The organism is Kluyvera genomosp. 1, assembly GCF_001266615.1.
Taxonomy (GTDB): domain Bacteria; phylum Pseudomonadota; class Gammaproteobacteria; order Enterobacterales; family Enterobacteriaceae; genus Kluyvera; species Kluyvera cryocrescens_A.
The window spans coordinates 25,218-45,473 of sequence record NZ_LGHZ01000010.1; the positions used below are offsets into that span (position 1 = coordinate 25,218).

Consider the following 20,256-nt stretch of genomic DNA (forward strand, 5'->3'; position numbering starts at 1 on the left):
AAGTAAAATTGTGCGAAGTTTAGCACAGCCCTACGCGGGCTGCGGGTATCGCTACGCGTTGGAATAGCGTTCGGTTTCCGGCATCCAGCGCTCAATAAGCGCATTGGCCTGCTGCGGATAACGTTCGTGAATATGACGGGCCAGGCGCTGTACTTCGGGGATCATGGCCTGATCGCGCAGTAAGTCTGCAACCTTAAATTCGGCATTCCCGGTCTGACGGGTGCCAAGCAGTTCGCCCGGGCCACGGATCTCGAGATCTTTTTGCGCAATCACAAAACCGTCGTTGCTGTCGCGCAGCACCTGTAAACGCAGCTGCGCTGTTTTCGACAACGGCGATTTGTAAAGCAGTACGCAGTGGGATGCTACCGCACCACGGCCCACGCGGCCGCGGAGCTGGTGGAGCTGGGCCAACCCTAAGCGCTCAGGGTTTTCGATAATCATCAGGCTAGCGTTGGGAACATCGACGCCGACTTCAATCACCGTGGTGGCGATCAGCAGATGCAGCTCGCCCTGCTTGAAGGATTGCATGACGGCCTGCTTCTCGGCGGGCTTCATGCGGCCATGTACCAGACCAACGTTAAGCTCCGGCAGCGCGAGTTTTAACTCTTCCCAAGTTGCCTCTGCGGCCTGTGCTTCCAGCAGTTCAGACTCTTCAATCAGCGTGCAGACCCAGTAGGCCTGGCGGCCTTCAGTGGTGCAGGCATTGCGTACCCGGTTAATGATGTCGGGACGACGAGTATCCGGGATGGCGACGGTGGTTACCGGTGTCCTGCCCGGCGGCAGCTCGTCAATCACCGAGGTATCGAGATCGGCATAGGCGGTCATCGCCAGGGTACGTGGAATCGGGGTGGCGGTCATGATCAACTGATGCGGATGGAAGCCCTGCTGTTGCCCTTTCTCCCACAGCGCCAGGCGCTGATGGACACCAAAGCGGTGCTGTTCATCGATGATGACCAACGCGAGACCGTTAAACTGCACCTGTTCCTGGAAAATGGCGTGGGTGCCAACAATCATCTGTACCTGACCGCTAGCAATGGCGTCCTGCTGCGCCTGACGCGCTTTGCCTTTTTGCTTACCGGCGAGCCAGCCCACTTCAATGCCGAGTGGTTCAAACCAGCTACGGAAGTTATTGGCATGCTGTTCGGCGAGCAGCTCGGTGGGTGCCATCAGCGCGACCTGCTTACCGTGAGCAATGGCACGCAGCGCGGCGAGAGCAGCGACTAGGGTTTTACCCGAGCCGACATCCCCCTGCACCAGACGCATCATCGGCACATCAAGTGCCATATCATGTTCGATTTCCGCCACGACGCGCGTTTGCGCCCCGGTCGGTTTGAACGGCAGCGAATCGAGAAAACGGTTTTTCAGGTCGCCCTGAGCGTTGAGCTGGAGGGCGTGATAGCGCTGAGCACCTGCACGCAGCGCCAGCATACTCAGATTATGCGCCAGCAGTTCTTCAAGAATCAGACGCTGCTGCGCCGGATGTTTACCGGTTTCTAAATCGGCGAGCTGTAGCGACGGTGGTGGGCGATGCAGTGTGCGCAGCGCCTCGGGTAGGCTCATCATGCCTTGTGCCAGCTCCGGTGGCAGCAGTTCGCTAATAGCGCAGGTATCCAGCAGGTCCAGCGCCTGGTCGGTAAGTTTGCGCAGCGTCGCCTGCTTAATGCCTTCGGTGGTGGGGTAGACCGGAGTTAAGGTCTCCTGCAAATCTGGGGTGCTGAGATCGCCCTGCACGCGGTATTCCGGATGGATCATCTCCGCACCGTATTTTCCGCGTTTGGCTTCGCCATAGGCCAACACGCGCTTGCCGGTGGCAAGGCTGTTTTTCATGGCCGCGTTGAAGTTGAAAAAACGCATCGTCAGGATGCCGGAGCCGTCGCTTATCTGGCAGGTCATCATCCGGCGGCCGCCGAAGGTGATATTGCTGCTCAGGACTTCACCCTCGACGCTGGCATATACGCCGGGAAGCAGTTCACCGATAGGGTAGAGATGAGTGCGATCTTCGTAACGCAATGGCAGGTGCAGGAGGAGGTCCTGCACCGTGTGGAGACCAATTTTTGCCAGCCGACTGCTCTGTGCGGCACCGACGCCGGTCAATGTGTTGAGCGGAACGGCATCCAGCAGACGGCTTTGCATAGCGGTTACCCCTTGGCCTGCATGGTGGCCCACCATGAGGCATCGGCCTCGACCTCACCCCATTCGTTGACGCGAGGGTAAGGCAGGCCTTTACGTTTAGCGACATTCGCCAGCACCGGGTAGCCACCTTCAAATAGCAGACGCTGCTGCTCTTCATCCGGCAGCATGCTGTTGTCACGGCGATACATGCCGGCGTTTTGCCGCTGGCGCTGGGCTTCATAGAGGATAAGGGCGGAGGCGACGGAGACGTTCAGCGACTGCACCATCCCAATCATTGGGATGATAATGTCCTGGTCTGCCAGGTCTAGCGCTTCCTGAGTGATACCGGTTTTTTCCTGACCCATTAAAATACAGGTCGGGCGGGTATAGTCGATTTCGCGGAAATCCACGGCTTTATCAGAGAGGTGGGTAGCCAGAATCTGCATACCCTGGCCCTTCAAGTGGCTGACTGCATCGCTAATGGTCGGATGGGTTTTCACCTGAACCCAGCTGTTGCTGCCTGCTGCCGCAGAGACCATTGTGCGCATACGGCTGCCAGGCCAGACGGCGTGAACTTCATGGACGCCGACTGCATCAGCGGTGCGAACGATCGCCGAGACATTATGAGGTTTGTGGACCTGCTCCATGCAGACCGTCAGATCAGGCTGGCGCCTGGCGAGCATCTCACAAATTCGCGCATAACGCTGTGGATTCATTGGCACTTCATCCTTCAAATTACCTCGGCGTTAGCTGCACTCACCCCAGAAACGCACCGCTGCACGTTCCGGGGAAATCATTCCTCTGCCGCCTTACGCAGTGGGAATGATGCTGTGTCTAAAACTAGTTACGGTTACGGGTGACTTTGATGACGTCTGGCATGACGCGGATTTTGCGCATGATATTGGCCAGATGCACGCGGTCACGAGCGGTAAGACGGATAAAGGCGCTGTAGACGCGGCCGTCTTTTTCTTCCGTATTCAAACTCTGAATATTGGATGTCGCGGTGTTGATAGCGGCCGTCAGGTTGGCTAACGCCCCCTGATGGTTGAACATATCGACCTTAATCTCGGTGATAAATTCTTGTGCCGTCTCTTTGTCCCACTCTACCGCCATAAATTTCTCAGGTTCTTTCTGATAGCCGCGAATATTGCGACAGGATTCATGGTGGATAACCAACCCTTTACCCGGGCTGACGTGAGCAATGATCGGGTCGCCAGGGATTGGACGACAGCATTTTGCAAAGGTGATCAGTACGCCATCTGCGCCTTTAATTGGCAGATGGGTTAGCCCGGAGGCGCCCGGTGCCAGCGGCGTAGCTTCGCCCTGCTGCAGGTTCTTCGCGACCACCACGCTCATGGCGTTACCGAGACCGATTTCCGCCAGCAGATCGTCGAGCGAGGTCAGGCGCATACGATCCAGCTCGCGCTGAATATGGTCTGGTGAAATCTCCGCTAACTTGCGGCTACCACCCAATGCGTGATTCAGCAGCCGGCGACCCAGACTGACGGAGTCATCGCGCTTGAGGTTTTTCAGCATTTGGCGAATTTTGGCGCGCGCTTTTGAGCTGACGACAAAGTTGAGCCATGCGGCGTTCGGGCGTGCGCCCGGCGCGGTAATGATTTCAACGGTTTGACCGCTGGAGAGCGGTTGTGACAGCGGGTAAGGCTGACGATCAACGCGCGCGCCCACGCAGGCATGGCCAATATCGGTATGCACGGCGTAGGCAAAGTCCACCGGCGTCGCGCCTGCGGGCAGTTCGACAATACGTCCTTCCGGGGTGAAAACGTAAATCTCATCTGGGAAGAGGTCGGATTTGACGCTTTCGATAAATTCAAATGAGCTACCGGCGCTTTGTTGAAGTTCCAATAGGCTCTGCATCCAACGCTGCGCGCGGATTTGTGCGGTTGTGCTGCTTTCGCCACCGTGTTCTTTGTAGGCCCAGTGCGCCGCCACACCCATCTCTGCCATTTGATCCATATCTTCAGTACGGATCTGGACTTCAACCGGCACGCCATGCGGCCCAATCATTGAAGTGTGCAGGGATTGATATCCGTTCGCCTTAGGAATGGCGATGTAGTCTTTAACGCGACCCGGACGGGGTTTATACAGGCTGTGCATCTGCCCCAGAACGCGGTAGCAGGTGTCGAGATCGTGAACGATCACGCGGAAGGCGTAGATGTCCATGATCGAGTGAAAACGCTGCTCTTTGAGCACCATTTTGCAGTAAATCGAATACAAGTGCTTTTCGCGACCGCTTACGCGACACGGAATCCCCGCTTCCTGCAAACGCCCTTCGATCTCCGAGAGGATTTTTTGGATCATCTCTTTACGGTTCCCGCGCGCGGCTTTTACTACCTCTTTAATGACGCGATAGCGGTTAGGATACAGCGCTTCAAAGCCCAGCTCTTCAAGCTCGGTTTTGATGTGATGGATACCTAAACGGTGCGCAAGCGGACTATAGATTTCGAGTGTTTCACGGGCAATGCGGCGACGTTTGTCCGGGCGTAATGAGCCCAGCGTGCGCATATTGTGGGTACGGTCAGCGAGTTTGATGAGGATGACGCGGATATCCTGCACCATCGCCATAATCATCTTGCGAAAGTTTTCGGCCTGGGCCTCTTTCTTATCGCGGAACTTGAGCTTATCAAGTTTCGACACCCCTTCTACCAGTTCGGCAACGCTCTTACCAAAGAGTTGTTCCATATCCTGGTAGGTCGCAGGGGTATCTTCAATCACGTCATGTAGTAGGGCGGCCATCAGCGTTTCATAGTCGAGTTTCATCTCGGCCAGAATGCAGGCAACCGCTACCGGGTGCGTGATATAGGGTTCACCGCTTGAACGTGTCTGCCCCTCGTGAGCGTCACGTGCAACGAGATAGGCCTGCCGAAGACGCTTAATTTGGTCTTCCGGCAGGTAGTGTTGAATCAGCTGATTCAGGCTCTCAAACAGATACAAGGGCGACCCGCAATCTAATTAACGACGACCTTCAGCAATAGCGGTAACAGCTTGTAATTCAGCGGCTTCCTGCTCTTGCTGTTCCTGGCGCTCACGCACGTCGAGGATCTGGTTGTTGATCAGACCTTCTTCGATTTCGCGCAGTGCGATTACGGTGGTTTTATCGTTTTCTTCCGGTACTAACGGATCTTTTCCGCCAACCTGCATCTGACGAGCGCGACGCGCGGCGACCAGTACCAGGTCAAAACGGTTACCAATTTTCTCTACAGCGTCCTGAACAGTTACGCGTGCCATACTTTAATGCTCCACAGGTGAAGAAATAACGGGGCATGATACTGAAAGTGGGTTCAGTCTGCCAATAATTTGCTGATTAAAGCGTCATGTCGCTGCTTTTGGCGGCTCATACGCAGACGCTCAGCGCGGATGATCGTTTTCAGATCGCCCAGTGCGGTATCGAAATCATCATTGACGATAAGGTAATCATATTCCGCGTAATGGCTCATTTCTGCAACAGCCTGAGCCATACGTTTCGCGATCACTTCTTCGCTGTCCTGACCGCGGCCGCGCAGGCGGCGGTCCAGTTCAATTTTGGACGGCGGTAAAATAAAAATACTGCGTGCGCTCGGCATGCTTTTACGGATCTGCTGTGCGCCTTGCCAGTCGATATCGAGGAAGACATCAACGCCTGTCGTTAGAACTTGCTCAATCGCTTTACGCGAGGTGCCGTAGTAGTTACCAAAGACTTCAGCGTGTTCAAGAAATGCCTCTTCGCTAATCATCGTGCGGAATTCGTCGTGATTCACAAAGAAATAATGTTCGCCGTGCACTTCTCCCGGGCGCGGCGCGCGCGTGGTATGTGAAACAGATACCTGGGAATCGTACAGCGGTTGGGTTTTCAATAAAGCCTGAATCAGGCTGGATTTACCCGCGCCACTAGGGGCGGAAACAATATAGAGCGTGCCTTGAGCCATGAGTGTCTTTTGTATGTGATTATCGAAAGAGAACTTACATACGAGCCTATTATACACGGCGCCGCTACGCGACGTAGCCTTTGTCACACTTTTTGCGCCAGTTTATTTCAATTTGCGCACTGTTTTCCTGATTTCTCCACGCGTTGCTGCAACAACTCTTTTTCTCTGAAGCCTGATCGGGCAACGAAATATTGTCCCTCGTATCGCCAATATGGCTGCGGTACAAACGCTTATCCGCAGCGGAGGGGCAAAATGATGAGTCGATGGTGGATAATCGTAGCGTTACTTTTGGTGGCACACGTTCAAGCGACTTGCCCGGTTTGGCCGCTGTCGCGCGCCGGGCAGGAAATTGCTCAGCTCCAGGGGCAGCTAGAGAAATGGAATGAGACCTACTGGCATCAGGGAATGAGCGAGGTTAGTGATGGCGTTTACGACCAGCTTTCTGCACGTCTGGCGGCATGGCAACGTTGTTTTGGCAGAACACTCACGGAGAATACCAGCTTGCCCGTGCAGAAAGGTGCGATCAGGCACCCCGTTGCGCATACCGGCGTACGCAAGCTTGCCGATGTACAGGCGGTACAGCAGTGGATGCAAGGTAAAAGCGATCTGTGGGTGCAGCCAAAAGTGGATGGTGTCGCGGTAACGCTGGTTTATCAGAACGGGCTCCTACAGCGAGCTATCAGCCGGGGGGATGGGCTATCTGGAGAAGATTGGACGCAGAAGGTAAAGCACATTCCATCACTGCCACAGACGGTTGATGGGGCTCTGGCCAACAGTGTCCTACAAGGGGAGATCTTTTTGCGTGCAGACGGACATATTCAGCAAAAAATGGGCGGCATGAATGCGCGTTCCCAGGTTGCGGGGATGCTGATGCGGCAAAATGATGATTCAACTCTCTCTCGCCTTTCGGTATTTATTTGGGCATGGCCGGATGGTCCGGCCATGATGCAGGAGCGGCTGGCGCTGTTGTCCACTGCTGGCTTTGATCTTGCCGCGCGCTATTCCTATCCCGTTAAGCAAATCGATGAGGTAGTTGAATGGCGTAAACGTTGGTTTACCTCGCCGCTTCCTTTTGCGAGCGACGGCGTGGTTATTCGTGCCGCGCAAGAACCTGACAGCAAGCATTGGCTACCGGCACAAGGTACATGGGTGGCGGCATGGAAGTATCGGCCGGTTTCACAGGTTGCGGAAGTGAGCGGCATCCGCTTCAGTATTGGACGCACCGGAAAGATCGCCGTCGTAGCTGAATTGTTGCCTATTACACTGGACGACAAACAGGTGAAACGGGTGAATATTGGTTCAGTCTCGCGCTGGCAAAAGCTAGATATTGCGATTGGCGATCAGATTCTGGTGAGCCTGGCCGGGCAGGGCATTCCGCGTCTTGATAGTGTTGTTTGGCGCGGGTTGGATAGAACCAAGCCCATGCCGCCAGCCCCTCGTTATCATTCACTAACCTGCTTTTATCGCTCGCCAGAATGCCGTGAGCAATTCCTGGCTCGTCTAAGTTGGTTGGGCTCATCGCAGGGACTTGATATTGATGGGGTGGGGGAGGCTATGTGGAATGCTCTTATCATGGCGCATTCCTTCCCGCATATTTTTTCCTGGCTTGAGCTAACACTTGTGCAGCTGCAGGATACGCCGGGGATTACCGCGTCTCGGGCACAACAGATCTGGGAGCGTTTTGAGATGGCGCGGCGTCAGCCCTTCCCTTTGTGGCTAAAAGCGCTGGGTCTTCCTCTTCCTGAAGGTGCGATGAAAGCACTCAGCGACGATTCCTGGGGGCAATTGGAGACGCGTGATGAGCTGCATTGGCAAAACCTTCCGGGCGTGGGTCCGGAAAAAGCGCGCCATTTGGTGGCGTTTATCCATCATCCCGTCGTTGTCTCGCTCACAAGGCAACTACACGCGTTAGAGATTAACGGCTTTCGTTAGTGCGTTTCGTGGCGGTAATAGAAGACCGGTAAACCTAATTTCAGTCTCAGTGCCAGCATACGGGCGGTGAAGCCGAATAACAGCGTCGAAATGACGACTACATCATGGTTGCTGACGTAATGCTGTAAGGCTACGTATAGCACCGCGGCTGCAAAGGAGATGCCTGCGTAGAGTTCTTTCTGAAAGACCAATGGGATGCGTTTGCAGAACATGTCGCGCAGGATCCCGCCAAAGACGCCTGTGATCACCGCTGCGATAATCGCGATAACCGGGCCTTCGCCCATATCCAGCGCAATCTGAGCGCCAATAATGGAGAAGACGATAAGACCTACGGCATCCAGCACCAGAAACAGGCGTCGCAGATGTGGCATCACCGGAGCGACAATCGTTGTCAGCACCGCGGCGATAACCACAATGATGATGTATTCCGGGTTCTTCACCCAACCTAATGGATAGTGGCCAAGCAGCATATCGCGTACTGAGCCTCCGCCTAACGCGGTAGCCGTAGCAATAATGATGACGCCAAAAGTATCCATGCGGCGACGCCCGGCAGCCAGCGCGCCGGTCATGGCTTCGGCGGTGATGCCGATAAGGTAAAGGATGTGCAGTAACATATTCGCTCCCGGTATGAATGGCAGGAGGTTAGCGATTTGTGCGCTCGGTCACGATTGAAATTTTCTAAGGCAAATCCGTTTTGATTATTAAATCTAATTTATGCTGGTGCTTTTTGTGACTGCTATATGGGTTTTAATCGTGTTTGTGATCTTTTTAATGATTAGAAAATGTAATCAATAAATAGCGAAAGAAGTGAGTGCACAAGGTGTAAAAAGCCGCTTCGAAGCGAAGCGGCTTGAGGGAGTTATTGATTACCCGTCTGTTCGCCGTAAGGCAGGGTATCGTAATCAGTTAGCGCTTTTTTATTGTACGGGTTGCCAATCCAGCGGGTGGATTCGACAAACTGTGGGCTGGTTAGAGCGCGGGTGGCATCATAATCGTCATAGCTTAATCCAGCCAAATCAGACCAGGTATGAATCAGCTCAGAGCTGCTGTACTTACGATTTACATCCTGTGAGAAATCACGCGGATGAGCTTCGTGCCATTTTTCCGATGTCCACAGCAAGAATGGAATCGTGTACATATGACGCGTGGGTTCTTGCTCGTTACGCCCCTGCGTTTTATGCGGTGGGGTGTCGTACACCTCTTCTCCATGATCTGAGAAGTACAGAAGGAAACCGTTAGGGTCGGTGGCTTTGTAGTCCTTAATCAGGCTGGAAACCACGTAGTCGTTGTAGAGGTTGGCGTTGTCATAGTTGTTATAAGTAGCCTGCTCGTCCTTGGTCAGACCCGCTGGCATGGTGTCTGTCTTGCCAGAGAATTTATTCCAGTTTTCCGGATAGCGGTACTCATAGTTAATATGCGTTCCCAGCAGGTGAACGATAATAAACTTCTTCGGTGCCGGGTCGGCCAGAACCTGTTTAAACGGTGCCAGAACGTTTGAATCATATTCACGTGCGCTCTGTGTACGCTGTTGGTTCATATAGAACTGCTGGTCAGTCTGCTTAGAGAATACCGTCAGCATGGTGTTACGCGAGGTCATCGTCTGCTGATTGGTGATCCAGAAGGTTTTATATCCCGCCTGTTTCATCAGATTCATCAGCGATGGCTTGGTCAGATACAGATCGGGATTCTTTTCGTTCGCAAACGTCAATGCCTGCTGCAGAATCTCAATGGTATACGGACGAGAGGTCACAACATCGTTGAAGACGGTGAAGTTAGGATCGGACTTATGCAGTGCGTCGAGTTCTGGCGTTGTTTCTCGCGGATAGCCGTACAGGCTCATATGGCCACGCTGCGTTGATTCGCCAATCACCAGAACCAGCGTGCGTGGTGCGTCACCGGTGCTGTCCTTCAAGTTAGCCAATGGAGGCAGCGCATGGTTGTCGTTGAGTAAACGGGTCAGGCTGTCTAACTGATGATGGTACTGATAATAACCCGTGATGAACTGCCATGGTGCGGCAGGTGCCAGGCGCGTTGAGATGCCGTCAAGTACATCGCCAGCCGGCTTGCCCTTAATCACAATGCCATTCACCAACGGATTCAGGATCAGCCCATACAGCAAGGCGAAGGAGACCAACCAGCGCCATGGTGTAGGAATATAGACCGGGCGTAGGCGCGTCCAGAGTGCAATGGCGATCGCTGTATAAACCAGTGCAACCAACACGATTTTCAGGCTGAAATACTGACTAAAGAACTCACCCGCTTCGTTGGTGTTTGTTTCAAACATCACGAATAAAACGCTTTGCGAGAACTCCTGCCCGTAAATAACGTAATAGCTAATCGCCGCAAGCGATGCTCCCCACAGCACAATGCCAATGATGGCACCGATGATCCGGGTTTGTTTTGGAAACAGGAATACCGGGACCAGCCATAACAGGCTAAAGAGAATCGAATCTCGCAGCCCGGTGGAGCCGCTGTAGCCTGTTAGGTAGATAACAAGCTGTAATGCGGTAGAAAAGAAGCAGAAATACAATACGGCCCAGCCAAGGGCTTTCCAGCTAAAGGCTGGAGTAGTCTGAGAGTCGGTGAATTGCATATGTTTAGCTTATTGTGAAGTTAAGGCGGCCAGTCTAGCTACCAATACTTAAGAAATAATTAGTTCGATATCAGAGCGCACAAACAGATAGGCCCAACACCGATAGGGTTAGGGCATAAACTTAATTTAATTAAGGGATAATGTTCTGTGATATCGCATTTTTTCCATAATCGCCTTTTTAAAAGGCAGGCTAATAATGCAACGAGGATGGGGGAAAAGAAACTACCTGAATTAAAAAATGCCCGCAAAAGCGCGGGCATTGTAACTTCATTGAGTAATGTAAAATTACTCGATATTCTGAATCTGCTCGCGCATTTGCTCGATCAATACCTTGAGCTCAATAGCGGATTTCGTGACGTCGGCATTAATCGATTTTGAGGCCAGCGTGTTCGATTCACGGTTAAATTCCTGCATCATGAAGTCCAAACGGCGGCCAACGGCCTCTTTTTTCTTCAGGATGTTATAGGTTTCTTTCACGTGTGCTTCTAAACGATCCAGCTCTTCTGCCACATCAATACGCTGTGCCATCAGCACCAGTTCTTGCTCAAGGCGATTGTTTTCCAACTGCACCTCTGCATCTTCCAGCTTGGCAACCAGGCGTTCACGCTGCCATTGGAGAATTTCTGGCATATGTGCGCGGACTTTAGTCACTTCGCCGCTGACGCCTTCCAGACGTTGTTCAATCAGCGTTTTCAGTGCCTGGCCTTCGGTTTCGCGGGCAACAATGAAATCGTCTAGCGTGCCGTCGAGGGCGGCAAGAATGTCGGCGGCAATGGCATCTAAATCCTGCTCTTTCGCGGCCATCACGCCCGGCCAGCGTAGAATGTCGACGGGATTAATTTCCCCTTCATCGCTTTGCATTTTGACCCAGTTCGCAGCGTTTACTAGCTGTTTTGCCAGGTTTTCATTAAGGATCAGCTCCCCTTGCGCACTGGCATCTGCCTCAAAGCGCAAAGTACATTCTACTTTCCCACGGGTCAGACGGGTGCGCAGGCGTTCGCGAACAACTGGTTCAAGACTGCGGAATTGCTCCGGCAGACGGAAATAGGTTTCGAGATAACGCTGGTTAACCGAGCGCAGTTCCCAGGCGGCGCTGCCCCAAGTGCCCTTGATTTCACGACGGGCATAGGCGGTCATGCTGCGGATCATAGACGTTCCTGTTTTTAAAGGAGAGATGGGGGGATTATAGCCTCCAGGGGCTTATCAGGATAGGCATAAGCGCCGTTAATCCGTATAATGCGCAGCCACATTCGTTTCAAGCCGGAGATTTTATCATGCGTCCAAACGGTCGTAGTGCCAATCAGGTGCGTCCCGTCACCCTGACCCGTAATTATACAAAACACGCAGAAGGCTCCGTGCTGGTCGAATTTGGCGACACCAAAGTGCTCTGCACAGCCTCTATCGATGAAGGCGTGCCGCGTTTCCTGAAAGGTCAGGGTCAAGGTTGGATCACGGCGGAATACGGCATGCTGCCACGTGCAACCCACACCCGTAACGCCCGTGAAGCGGCGAAAGGCAAACAGGGTGGCCGTACCATGGAAATCCAGCGTTTAATCGCTCGTGCGCTGCGCGCTGCGGTGGACCTGAAGGCGCTGGGTGAGTTCACTATTACGCTGGACTGCGATGTTATCCAGGCCGATGGCGGTACGCGTACTGCCTCGATTACCGGTGCCTGCGTGGCGCTGGCTGATGCGCTGGGCAAACTGGTTGCCGCAGGTAAGCTGAAAACCAACCCGATGAAAGGGATGGTCGCGGCGGTTTCTGTGGGTATTGTGAACGGCGAAGCGCTGTGTGACCTGGAATATGTCGAAGATTCTGCGGCAGAAACCGATATGAACGTGGTGATGACCGAAGATGGCCGTATCATCGAAGTTCAGGGAACGGCCGAAGGCGAGCCGTTCACCCATGAAGAATTACTCACCCTGCTGGCGCTGGCCAGAGGGGGAATCGAATCTATTGTCACGACGCAGAAGGCGGCGTTGGAAAATTGATTTTAAGGGCGACGTTGTCGCCCTTTTTTTTGTCCGTAATAAAGTGAGATGAGGAGCGAATCCATGAAACCGTATCAGCGCCAGTTTATTGAGTTTGCGCTTAACAAGCAGGTACTTAAGTTTGGCGAATTTACGCTGAAATCCGGGCGTAAGAGCCCCTATTTCTTCAACGCCGGGCTGTTTAATACTGGGCGCGATCTGGCACTGTTAGGCCGTTTTTATGCCGAAGCGCTGGTGGATTCCGGTATTGATTTCGATCTGCTGTTTGGCCCCGCGTATAAAGGCATTCCTATCGCGACGACCACGGCGGTGGCGCTGGCGGAGCATCACGATCGTGATTATCCGTACTGCTTTAACCGTAAAGAGGCCAAAGACCATGGTGAAGGCGGCAATCTGGTGGGCAGTGCGCTAACCGGGCGCGTCATGTTGGTGGATGACGTCATTACCGCCGGTACGGCAATTCGTGAGTCGATGGAGATTATCCAGGCTAATGGCGCAAAGCTTGCCGGCGTGCTGATCTCGCTTGATCGTCAGGAACGAGGTCGTGGCGAGATTTCTGCCATCCAGGAAGTGGAGCGTGATTACGGCTGTGACGTGATTTCGATTATTACGCTGAAAGACTTGATTGCCTATCTGGAAGAGAAACCTGAGATGGCGGAACATCTGGCGTCTGTACGCGCCTACCGTGAGGCATACGGCGTGTAAAAAAATGGCCCGGTGTAAACCGGGCTATTTAACAAATTATTGTAGCTGGGCGAGAATCAGCGGCCAGCGGGCATCAAAGTCGTCGGTGGGACGATATTTGAATTCGCTACGGACAAAGCGCGACAGCATGCCTTCGCAGAAAGCTAATAGCTGACTTGCCAGTATCGTTTCATCGGTATCGTAACCTTCTCCTTCACGCATTTTTCGCTCACGCAGCACCTGGCGTAGCTGGGCTTCAATACGTTCAAAAAGCTGGTTAATACGCCCCTGAAGACGATCCTGTTCGAACATCAGCGCATGGCCGGTCAGGATGCGGGTCAGGCCTGGGTTACGTTCGCCAAAACCGAGAACCAGCAGAACAATCAGGCGCAGACGTGTGGTGGTGTCCTTCTCATCCTTCAGAATCAAGTTGATACGGGTAATCAGGCTATCTTCGATAAACTCGATAAGGCTATCGAACATGCGGGTCTTGCTCGGGAAATGTCGGTACAGCGCAGCTTCGGAAACGCCTACGGAAGCCGCCAGTTTTGCCGTAGTGATTCGTTGGCTACCATCGCTGGATTCAAGCATCAACGCCAGGGACTGAAGTATTTCCTCGCGACGATTCCTTTTCGCAGTTTGCTTTTCTGCCATGTTCTAAAATACCCCTGAAAATACACATTTGTCAGGCGAGCATCCGCACGGTGACCACAACCATAATTTGCCGTGTTCTTTTTGCATTTATGACGCCGTGAGATGCGTAAAAAGCCAGCGCGCCACGTTCGTGTGACGCGCTTTAGAGCGGGTTACTGACGCCCGGAGTGACCAAAGCCACCTTCGCCACGATCGGTGGCTTCAAATGATTCGACCAGATTAAATTCGGCCTGAACGACAGGAACAAACACCATCTGTGCGACGCGCTCACCAGGTTCGATGGTGAACGTGGTTTGCCCACGGTTCCAGATAGAGACCATCAGTTGGCCTTGATAGTCGGAATCGATAAGCCCTACCAGATTGCCCAGTACGATACCGTGCTTATGGCCGAGACCGGAGCGTGGCAGCATGACGGCCGCCAGAGACGGGTCAGCGATGTGAATCGCAAGACCTGTTGGCAGTAAGGTAGTTTCACCCGGCGCCAAAACAATGGCTTCATCGAGACAAGCGCGCAGATCAAGGCCTGCAGAGCCAGCGGTGGCATAGGTAGGCAGCGGGAACTGCTGTCCAATACGCGAGTCCAGAATCTTAACGTCGATTTTTTTCATCATAACGGGTAACGATCTCGTCCAATAATAGTTGGCCCAGGAGTAACTTGCTGGCGAGAGGTAAACGCTTCTCACCGCCCTGCCAGAAAAGGTGTAATGCATTGTTATCGCTATTAAAGCCTTGATTTGATTGCGATACGTCATTGGCACAAATCAAATCAAGATTTTTGCGGCTACGCTTTTGCTGCGCGTATTCTTCCACATTATTTGTTTCGGCGGCAAATCCTACGACATACGGACGATGTTTTTTCAGTGCCGCAACGCCCGCGACGATGTCAGGGTTTTTCACCATTTTTATTGTGAATTCATCACCCTGGGTGTCCTGTTTTTTTATTTTTTCTTCAGCAATAACCGCGGCACGATAGTCGGCAACAGCCGCACAGCCGATGAAAATCTGTTGTTGTTCCGCTCGGGCCTGGACGGCGGCGTTCATCTCTTCGGCGGTAGTGACATCAATTCGCTGTACAAAGGCCGGTGTGGCTAGCGATACCGGGCCGCTAACCAGCGTAACGTTTGCACCACGGTGTGCGGCCGCCTCAGCGATAGCGAAGCCCATTTTCCCGGAGCTGTGGTTAGTGATATAGCGCACCGGATCCAATGGCTCACGAGTCGGGCCAGCGGTAATCATGATATTCAGATGTTGCAAATCTTTGACGGGCGAAAAGTGCGCTGCGGCCAGGTCCACAATGGTCAGCGGATCGAGCATACGCCCTGGGCCAACGTCGCCACAGGCCTGGCTGCCGCTATCGGGGCCCCAGATGAGGAGATTGCGAGAAGCCAGTACCTCAAGATTATGCTGAGTGGCTGCTGCACGGTACATCTGCTGATTCATGGCGGGGACGACCGCAACCGGGGACGGCGTGGCCAGGCAGATGGTTGAGACCAAATCATTCGCCATGCCGGCGGTGATACGAGCAATCAGATCGGCCGTGGCGGGCGCGAGGATAACGAGGTCAGCCCATTTTCCCAGCTCAATGTGACCCATTGCCGCTTCGGCTGCGGTATCGAGCAGGCTATCAGAAACCGGGTAACCGGATACCGCCTGCAGGCTGAGTGGGGTGATGAAAGCTTTTGCTGCTTCGGTCATGGCAACCCGCACATCCGCACCGCGGTCTCGCAGTCGGCGCACCAGTTCCGGCGTTTTGTAAGCGGCAATGCCGCCGCTGACGCCAAGGACAATTTTCTTACCGGCCAGGCTCATCATGATTCTTTCCTGTTTGGAGTACATCAGAATTCGCGCATTTTATCACAATCCTGGCGAGGTCGTGCGCGGCACTTTGCGAGGCGCTACGCAAGGGTGATATCGCTGTAGTGCGGTATCAAGAAGTGTGTGACAGCATGGATACATTGATGGAGAGGGGGCTGAAATGGAGAACTTAGAGGCACTCATGCCGCGCGAAAAGATGCAGAGATACGGTATCGGGTCGTTGTCTGATATCGAGCTCCTGGCGCTGTTTTTACGGACAGGGACACGTGAAAAGAGTGTGATGGGTTTTTCTCATGATTTGCTGCGGCATTTCGGTTCTCTGTATGGCCTGCTTTCGGCCTCCGAAGAGGAGATGATGCAGGTGGATGGTATCGGGCTTGCCAAATTCGCCCAGCTAAAGGGTATTGCCGAACTGGCTCGCCGTTACTTTAGCCTGCGGGTATTGGCCGATGAAACGTTGTTAAGCCCGGAGATGACGCGTGAGTTTTTACAAAGCCAGCTGGCTGACGAAGAGAGGGAAGTATTTTTAGTTATTTTTCTCGATAACCAACACAAAGTCCTCAAACACAGTCGACTTTTTGCCGGTACGCTGAGTCATGTTGAGGTGCATCCGCGTGAAATTGTACGAGAAGCCATCAAAGTCAACGCTGCAGCGCTGATCCTTGCGCATAATCATCCATCGGGAAATGCGGAACCCAGTAAATCAGACAGACTTATCACCGAAAGAGTGGTAAAATGTTGCCAATTCATGGATGTACGCGTACTCGATCATCTGGTTATAGGCCGTGGTGAGTATGTTTCTTTTGCCGAACGGGGCTGGATTTAGCGGATTTCCTGGCGATCCACCGGGATCTTTGTCTGTTCGGGACTTGAGCATAACGTCGTGGCAGCGTATACTACGCCACCTTTGAGAATCTCGGGTTTGGCATTTGGGCCTGGCAATCGAGAGTTCACTTAGACGCTAATTCGTTCGCTTGCATCCAGGTGCATGAATGATGACGTGTAGAACTGCGATGACCGGGCTGTAAAGCCTGACGAGGCGCCGATACCCCATACGAAGCTCGAGCTAATTTGATTTTTGGAGAATAAACATGTCCCGAGTCTGCCAAGTTACTGGCAAGCGTCCGGTGACCGGTAACAACCGTTCCCACGCACTGAACGCGACTAAACGCCGTTTCCTGCCGAACCTGCACTCTCACCGTTTCTGGGTTGAGAGCGAGAAGCGTTTTGTCACCCTGCGTGTATCTGCTAAAGGTATGCGTGTAATTGATAAAAAAGGCATCGATACAGTTCTGTCCGAACTGCGTGCCCGTGGCGAAAAGTACTAAGTACTTAGAGGAAATAAATCATGGCTAAAGGTATTCGTGAGAAAATCAAGCTGGTTTCTTCTGCTGGTACTGGTCACTTCTATACCACCACGAAGAACAAGCGTACTAAGCCGGAAAAACTGGAACTGAAAAAGTTCGATCCAGTTGTCCGTCAGCACGTACTGTACAAAGAAGCTAAAATTAAATAATTTCAGTTTCGATGTAGCAAAAAACCTCGCCTTGGCGGGGTTTTTTGTTTTCTACGCGTCCCCATAATAGAGAGATCAGTATTACAGCCGGAGACGCTATGCCTGAATTACCTGAAGTTGAAACCAGCCGCCGGGGTATTGAACCTCACCTGGTCGGCGCGACTATCCTGCATGCGGTTATCCGCAACGGCCGCCTGCGCTGGCCCGTCTCCGATGAAATCTATCGCCTGAGCGACAAATCTGTCCTGAGTGTCCAGCGGCGCGCCAAATACCTGCTACTCGAACTATCTGATGGCTGGATCATCATTCACCTTGGTATGTCTGGCAGTCTGCGTATCTTGTCGGAAGATATACCGGCGGAAAAACACGACCACGTCGATCTGGTGATGAGTAATGGTAAAGTGCTGCGCTATACCGACCCACGGCGCTTTGGCGCCTGGCTATGGACTCCCGTGCTGGAAGGGCACAGCGTGTTAGCCCATCTTGGTCCCGAGCCGCTCAGCGAGGAATTTAGCGCTGAATATCTGCTGGCGAAGTGCGCAAAGAAGAAAACCGCGATAAAGCCATGGCTGATGGATAACAAGCTGGTGGTGGGCGTCGGGAATATTTATGCCAGCGAGTCGCTGTTTGCCGCGCGGATCCATCCGGACAGACTTGCGTCATCGTTATCCAAAGATGAAGGGGAAAGGCTAGTTGGGGCAATAAAAGCGGTGCTCAAGCGTTCGATTGAACAGGGCGGAACCACGCTGAAAGATTTTCTACAAAGCGATGGCAAGCCGGGGTATTTTGCGCAGGAGCTGCAGGTGTACGGGCGAAAAGGGGAACCTTGTCGCGCGTGTGGTACGCCAATTATCGCCACAAAGCATGCGCAGCGAGCAACGTTTTACTGCCGGTTGTGTCAGAAATAAGATGCCTTTTTCAACACGCCGCCAAATTTTGTGATAGGACGGCGGCGTCGTTCTGTTACTTCAGCTTGTCCATTAGCGCTTGATGGACATGGGGTGGCAGGAAATGAGTGACATCCCCTGCATGACGCGCCACCTCTTTCACCAGTGATGATGAGATAAACGACCAGTCTTTTGATGGCATCAGGAAGACACTTTCAAGCTCAGGCATCAGATGGCGGTTCATATGCGCCAGCTGCATTTCGTATTCGAAGTCAGCGACAGCGCGCAGGCCGCGAATCAGTATATTCGCCTGCTGTACGCGGGCAAAATTAGCCATCAGATCGCTAAAACCCATCACTTCAACGTTAGGGAGATGCGCCGTTGCCTGCTGAGCCAGTGCAACGCGCTCGCTAAGATCAAACATCGGTTTTTTACTCGGGCTGGCCGCAATGGCAAGGATGACCTGGTCAAACATGCAGGCTGCACGCGTGACGATATCGAGGTGTCCGTTGGTAATCGGATCGAAAGTGCCCGGATAAATCGCCCGTTTTTGCATAATCATCCTCAATGCGTTTTCGGTGGCAGGTACGGCTCCAGGAGTTGCAGTAAGCGCTGCAAGGCACCCTGATTTTGATACAGAACCTCAACGGCATGGCGACCATAGAAACTACGGTAGTCCGCATCGGCTAATAGAGAGGATACTTCTTTTTCGAGGCTTGCGGCGTCGGTGACGGTAATCAAACCACTCGCCTGCTCCAAACGCGCACAGATATCTTTAAAATTGAATGTGTGCGGCCCCATCAGTACTGGGATCGCGTGCGCGGCAGCTTCCAGCGGGTTATGGCCACCCCGCTCAACCAGCGAACCACCCACAAATGCCAGGTCAGCAATTCCGTATAGCAGCATCAGTTCGCCCATGGTATCGCCAATCACTACCTGCGTCGCGGCGGAAGGTACTTCACCAGAAGAGCGCGTGGTATAGGTTAAACCGGCCTGACGAGTCAGATTGATGGCATCCGGGAAACGCTCTGGATGACGAGGCACCAGAATCAGCAGTAAATCGGGATAGTGCTTTAGCAGCGCCTGATGGGCGGCAATAATAATGCTCTCTTCACCATCATGGGTACTGGTGGCGATCCACACCGGGCGGTGCGGCGCCCATTGGCGACGTAGTGTGATAGCCCTGGCCGCCAGTTGTGGCGTTACGGAGATATCAAACTTCAGGCTGCCGGTAATGGTGACCTGACTGTTTTTCGCTCCTAGCGTCACAAAGCGCTTACCGTCTTCTTCGTTTTGCGCCGCAATCAGCGTAATGCGCTGCAACAGCGTACGCACAAATGCACCAAGTTTGGCATAACCTGCAGCTGAGCGCTCAGACAGACGGGCATTAGCGATGACCAGCGGAATATGACGGCGATGCAGTGCAGCTATCAGGTTTGGCCACAGCTCGGTTTCCATAATTAACACCAGTTTAGGGTCAATCTTATCAAGGAAACGGTTGAGTGCATCGGGTAAATCATAGGGCAGATAGACGTGCTGAACGTCTTTGCCAAAGGCAGACTGGACGCGCTCTGAACCTGTTGGTGTCATGGTGGTCACAGTAATGGGTAAATCAGGGTAACGGTGGCGTAGCGCGCGGACCAACGGGATAGCGGCCAGCGTTTCACCAACGGAAACCGAGTGCAGCATAATCCCGCCAGATTTAAGCGGCTGACGATAGAATCCGTAACGTTCACCCCAGCGTTTACGATAGGCCGGAGCCTTACGTCCGCGCACCCAAAGCCGTATCCAGATGAGTGGCTGAATAAGGTAGAGAAGGGCGGTGTAAAGCAATTCAAGCATAATAAATAGCTGAGTTATGAATGTGCTGAGGATTCTATGTATTTACCTGAGGCTTTACCATTACTTTTGCTGTTTTTGGTCTAAATTATCCACAGCGTGGCGGCTTGCCGTGGATATCGCTGCTAATCCCCGTTTTTTATGCTGTTCATAACGATTTTTCCATGAGGAATTCAACTGAGTGTCAGTTGGTAGTAATCGGTATCAATATAATTATATTGCCATGATTTATAAGGCTAAAATTATTAAATCGTACAAGGTGCTTACGGTTCGGATTGCGGCAAAAGAAGTGGTACACTATCGCGTC

At 53.0% G+C, this 20,256-nt stretch carries 20 protein-coding genes; 7 read left to right on the plus strand and 13 right to left on the minus strand.

The features are described from left to right. Positions 1–51 precede the first annotated feature (51 nt). The 5 genes from recG to gmk all read right to left on the minus strand — a co-directional run bounded on the left by recG (position 52) and on the right by gmk (position 6,038). On the minus strand, positions 52–2,133 hold the full coding sequence (gene recG / locus KP80_RS06175; RefSeq protein ID WP_052282722.1) for an ATP-dependent DNA helicase RecG: 2,082 nt from the start codon (positions 2,131–2,133) through the stop codon (positions 52–54). A 5-nt stretch (positions 2,134–2,138) separates the two neighbouring features. Further along, the gene (gene trmH / locus KP80_RS06180) at positions 2,139–2,828 is read right to left on the minus strand and encodes a tRNA (guanosine(18)-2'-O)-methyltransferase TrmH (RefSeq protein ID WP_052282723.1); all 690 of its coding nucleotides are present in this window, start codon (positions 2,826–2,828) and stop codon (positions 2,139–2,141) included. A gap of 124 nt (positions 2,829–2,952) precedes the next feature. Further along, positions 2,953–5,067 (minus strand): bifunctional GTP diphosphokinase/guanosine-3',5'-bis pyrophosphate 3'-pyrophosphohydrolase, encoded by a 2,115-nt coding sequence (gene spoT / locus KP80_RS06185; protein WP_052282724.1) that lies wholly within the window; start codon positions 5,065–5,067, stop codon positions 2,953–2,955. Positions 5,068–5,085: 18 nt separating this feature from the next. Continuing rightward, positions 5,086–5,361 (minus strand): DNA-directed RNA polymerase subunit omega, encoded by a 276-nt coding sequence (gene rpoZ / locus KP80_RS06190; RefSeq protein WP_000135058.1) that lies wholly within the window; start codon positions 5,359–5,361, stop codon positions 5,086–5,088. Between the two features lie 53 nt (positions 5,362–5,414). Then, positions 5,415–6,038, minus strand: a complete 624-nt coding sequence (gene gmk / locus KP80_RS06195; protein WP_052282725.1) for a guanylate kinase — start codon at positions 6,036–6,038, stop codon at positions 5,415–5,417. Positions 6,039–6,293: 255 nt separating this feature from the next. Between gmk and ligB the strand changes: the two genes are divergently transcribed. Next, entirely contained in the window at positions 6,294–7,970 is a 1,677-nt protein-coding gene (gene ligB / locus KP80_RS06200) for an NAD-dependent DNA ligase LigB (protein ID WP_052282776.1), read from the plus strand. Here ligB and KP80_RS06205 read toward each other — a convergent pair. The 3 genes from KP80_RS06205 to KP80_RS06215 all read right to left on the minus strand — a co-directional run bounded on the left by KP80_RS06205 (position 7,967) and on the right by KP80_RS06215 (position 11,712). Further along, positions 7,967–8,584, minus strand: a complete 618-nt coding sequence (locus KP80_RS06205) for a trimeric intracellular cation channel family protein (RefSeq protein WP_052282726.1) — start codon at positions 8,582–8,584, stop codon at positions 7,967–7,969. The genes ligB and KP80_RS06205 overlap by 4 nt on opposite strands. A 245-nt stretch (positions 8,585–8,829) precedes the next feature. Then, a complete protein-coding gene (locus tag KP80_RS06210) occupies positions 8,830–10,563 on the minus strand; it encodes a phosphoethanolamine transferase CptA (RefSeq protein WP_052282727.1) in 1,734 nt (577 codons plus the stop codon). 285 nt (positions 10,564–10,848) lie between these two features. Further along, positions 10,849–11,712, minus strand: a complete 864-nt coding sequence (locus KP80_RS06215; protein WP_052282728.1) for a YicC/YloC family endoribonuclease — start codon at positions 11,710–11,712, stop codon at positions 10,849–10,851. Positions 11,713–11,837: 125 nt separating this feature from the next. On the opposite strand from KP80_RS06215, the gene rph reads away from it, so the two are divergent. Next, positions 11,838–12,554: a ribonuclease PH gene (rph, locus tag KP80_RS06220; protein ID WP_052282729.1), complete on the plus strand. Its 717-nt coding sequence runs from the start codon at positions 11,838–11,840 to the stop codon at positions 12,552–12,554. A 63-nt stretch (positions 12,555–12,617) separates the two neighbouring features. Next, complete coding sequence (gene pyrE / locus KP80_RS06225) at positions 12,618–13,259, plus strand: orotate phosphoribosyltransferase (protein WP_052282730.1); 642 nt, start codon at positions 12,618–12,620, stop codon at positions 13,257–13,259. 36 nt (positions 13,260–13,295) lie between these two features. Here pyrE and slmA read toward each other — a convergent pair whose 3' ends face one another. From slmA to coaBC, 3 genes are all read right to left on the minus strand, one after another. Then, positions 13,296–13,892, minus strand: coding sequence for a nucleoid occlusion factor SlmA (gene slmA / locus KP80_RS06230; protein WP_052282731.1), 597 nt, complete (start codon positions 13,890–13,892; stop codon positions 13,296–13,298). Between the two features lie 152 nt (positions 13,893–14,044). After that, positions 14,045–14,503 carry a dUTP diphosphatase gene (gene dut, locus KP80_RS06235; RefSeq protein WP_052282732.1) on the minus strand — a complete coding sequence of 153 codons (459 nt, stop codon included), beginning with the start codon at positions 14,501–14,503 and terminating at the stop codon, positions 14,045–14,047. Next, on the minus strand, positions 14,481–15,701 hold the full coding sequence (coaBC, locus tag KP80_RS06240) for a bifunctional phosphopantothenoylcysteine decarboxylase/phosphopantothenate--cysteine ligase CoaBC (protein ID WP_052282777.1): 1,221 nt from the start codon (positions 15,699–15,701) through the stop codon (positions 14,481–14,483). The genes dut and coaBC overlap by 23 nt, the downstream gene beginning before the upstream one ends. Positions 15,702–15,867: 166 nt before the next feature. On the opposite strand from coaBC, the gene radC reads away from it, so the two are divergent. The 4 genes from radC (at position 15,868) to mutM (ending at position 18,131) form a co-directional block, all read left to right on the plus strand. Beyond that, positions 15,868–16,533 (plus strand): RadC family protein, encoded by a 666-nt coding sequence (gene radC, locus KP80_RS06245; protein ID WP_052282733.1) that lies wholly within the window; start codon positions 15,868–15,870, stop codon positions 16,531–16,533. 265 nt (positions 16,534–16,798) lie between these two features. Continuing rightward, complete coding sequence (gene rpmB, locus KP80_RS06250) at positions 16,799–17,035, plus strand: 50S ribosomal protein L28 (protein ID WP_002436699.1); 237 nt, start codon at positions 16,799–16,801, stop codon at positions 17,033–17,035. Between the two features lie 20 nt (positions 17,036–17,055). Further along, a complete protein-coding gene (gene rpmG / locus KP80_RS06255; RefSeq protein WP_003024094.1) occupies positions 17,056–17,223 on the plus strand; it encodes a 50S ribosomal protein L33 in 168 nt (55 codons plus the stop codon). 98 nt (positions 17,224–17,321) lie between these two features. Next, complete coding sequence (gene mutM / locus KP80_RS06260; RefSeq protein WP_052282734.1) at positions 17,322–18,131, plus strand: bifunctional DNA-formamidopyrimidine glycosylase/DNA-(apurinic or apyrimidinic site) lyase; 810 nt, start codon at positions 17,322–17,324, stop codon at positions 18,129–18,131. A gap of 55 nt (positions 18,132–18,186) precedes the next feature. Here mutM and coaD read toward each other — a convergent pair whose 3' ends face one another. Further along, positions 18,187–18,666, minus strand: coding sequence for a pantetheine-phosphate adenylyltransferase (coaD, locus tag KP80_RS06265; RefSeq protein ID WP_052282778.1), 480 nt, complete (start codon positions 18,664–18,666; stop codon positions 18,187–18,189). A gap of 8 nt (positions 18,667–18,674) precedes the next feature. Continuing rightward, on the minus strand, positions 18,675–19,952 hold the full coding sequence (gene waaA / locus KP80_RS06270; RefSeq protein WP_052282735.1) for a lipid IV(A) 3-deoxy-D-manno-octulosonic acid transferase: 1,278 nt from the start codon (positions 19,950–19,952) through the stop codon (positions 18,675–18,677). Between the last annotated feature and the right edge of the window lie 304 nt (positions 19,953–20,256).

Coding starts and splice junctions, on each gene's coding strand:
- slmA (WP_052282731.1), bottom strand. CDS start 13,892: ATGGCAGAAAAGCAAACTGCGAAAAGGAATCGTCGCGAGGAAATACTT.
- waaA (WP_052282735.1), bottom strand. CDS start 19,952: ATGCTTGAATTGCTTTACACCGCCCTTCTCTACCTTATTCAGCCACTC.
- pyrE (WP_052282730.1), top strand. CDS start 12,618: ATGAAACCGTATCAGCGCCAGTTTATTGAGTTTGCGCTTAACAAGCAG.
- KP80_RS06210 (WP_052282727.1), bottom strand. CDS start 10,563: ATGCAATTCACCGACTCTCAGACTACTCCAGCCTTTAGCTGGAAAGCC.
- KP80_RS06205 (WP_052282726.1), bottom strand. CDS start 8,584: ATGTTACTGCACATCCTTTACCTTATCGGCATCACCGCCGAAGCCATG.
- coaD (WP_052282778.1), bottom strand. CDS start 18,666: ATGCAAAAACGGGCGATTTATCCGGGCACTTTCGATCCGATTACCAAC.
- dut (WP_052282732.1), bottom strand. CDS start 14,503: ATGATGAAAAAAATCGACGTTAAGATTCTGGACTCGCGTATTGGACAG.
- rpmG (WP_003024094.1), top strand. CDS start 17,056: ATGGCTAAAGGTATTCGTGAGAAAATCAAGCTGGTTTCTTCTGCTGGT.
- recG (WP_052282722.1), bottom strand. CDS start 2,133: ATGCAAAGCCGTCTGCTGGATGCCGTTCCGCTCAACACATTGACCGGC.
- trmH (WP_052282723.1), bottom strand. CDS start 2,828: ATGAATCCACAGCGTTATGCGCGAATTTGTGAGATGCTCGCCAGGCGC.
- ligB (WP_052282776.1), top strand. CDS start 6,294: ATGAGTCGATGGTGGATAATCGTAGCGTTACTTTTGGTGGCACACGTT.
- coaBC (WP_052282777.1), bottom strand. CDS start 15,701: ATGAGCCTGGCCGGTAAGAAAATTGTCCTTGGCGTCAGCGGCGGCATT.
- rpmB (WP_002436699.1), top strand. CDS start 16,799: ATGTCCCGAGTCTGCCAAGTTACTGGCAAGCGTCCGGTGACCGGTAAC.
- rph (WP_052282729.1), top strand. CDS start 11,838: ATGCGTCCAAACGGTCGTAGTGCCAATCAGGTGCGTCCCGTCACCCTG.
- gmk (WP_052282725.1), bottom strand. CDS start 6,038: ATGGCTCAAGGCACGCTCTATATTGTTTCCGCCCCTAGTGGCGCGGGT.
- mutM (WP_052282734.1), top strand. CDS start 17,322: ATGCCTGAATTACCTGAAGTTGAAACCAGCCGCCGGGGTATTGAACCT.
- KP80_RS06215 (WP_052282728.1), bottom strand. CDS start 11,712: ATGATCCGCAGCATGACCGCCTATGCCCGTCGTGAAATCAAGGGCACT.
- rpoZ (WP_000135058.1), bottom strand. CDS start 5,361: ATGGCACGCGTAACTGTTCAGGACGCTGTAGAGAAAATTGGTAACCGT.
- radC (WP_052282733.1), top strand. CDS start 15,868: ATGGAGAACTTAGAGGCACTCATGCCGCGCGAAAAGATGCAGAGATAC.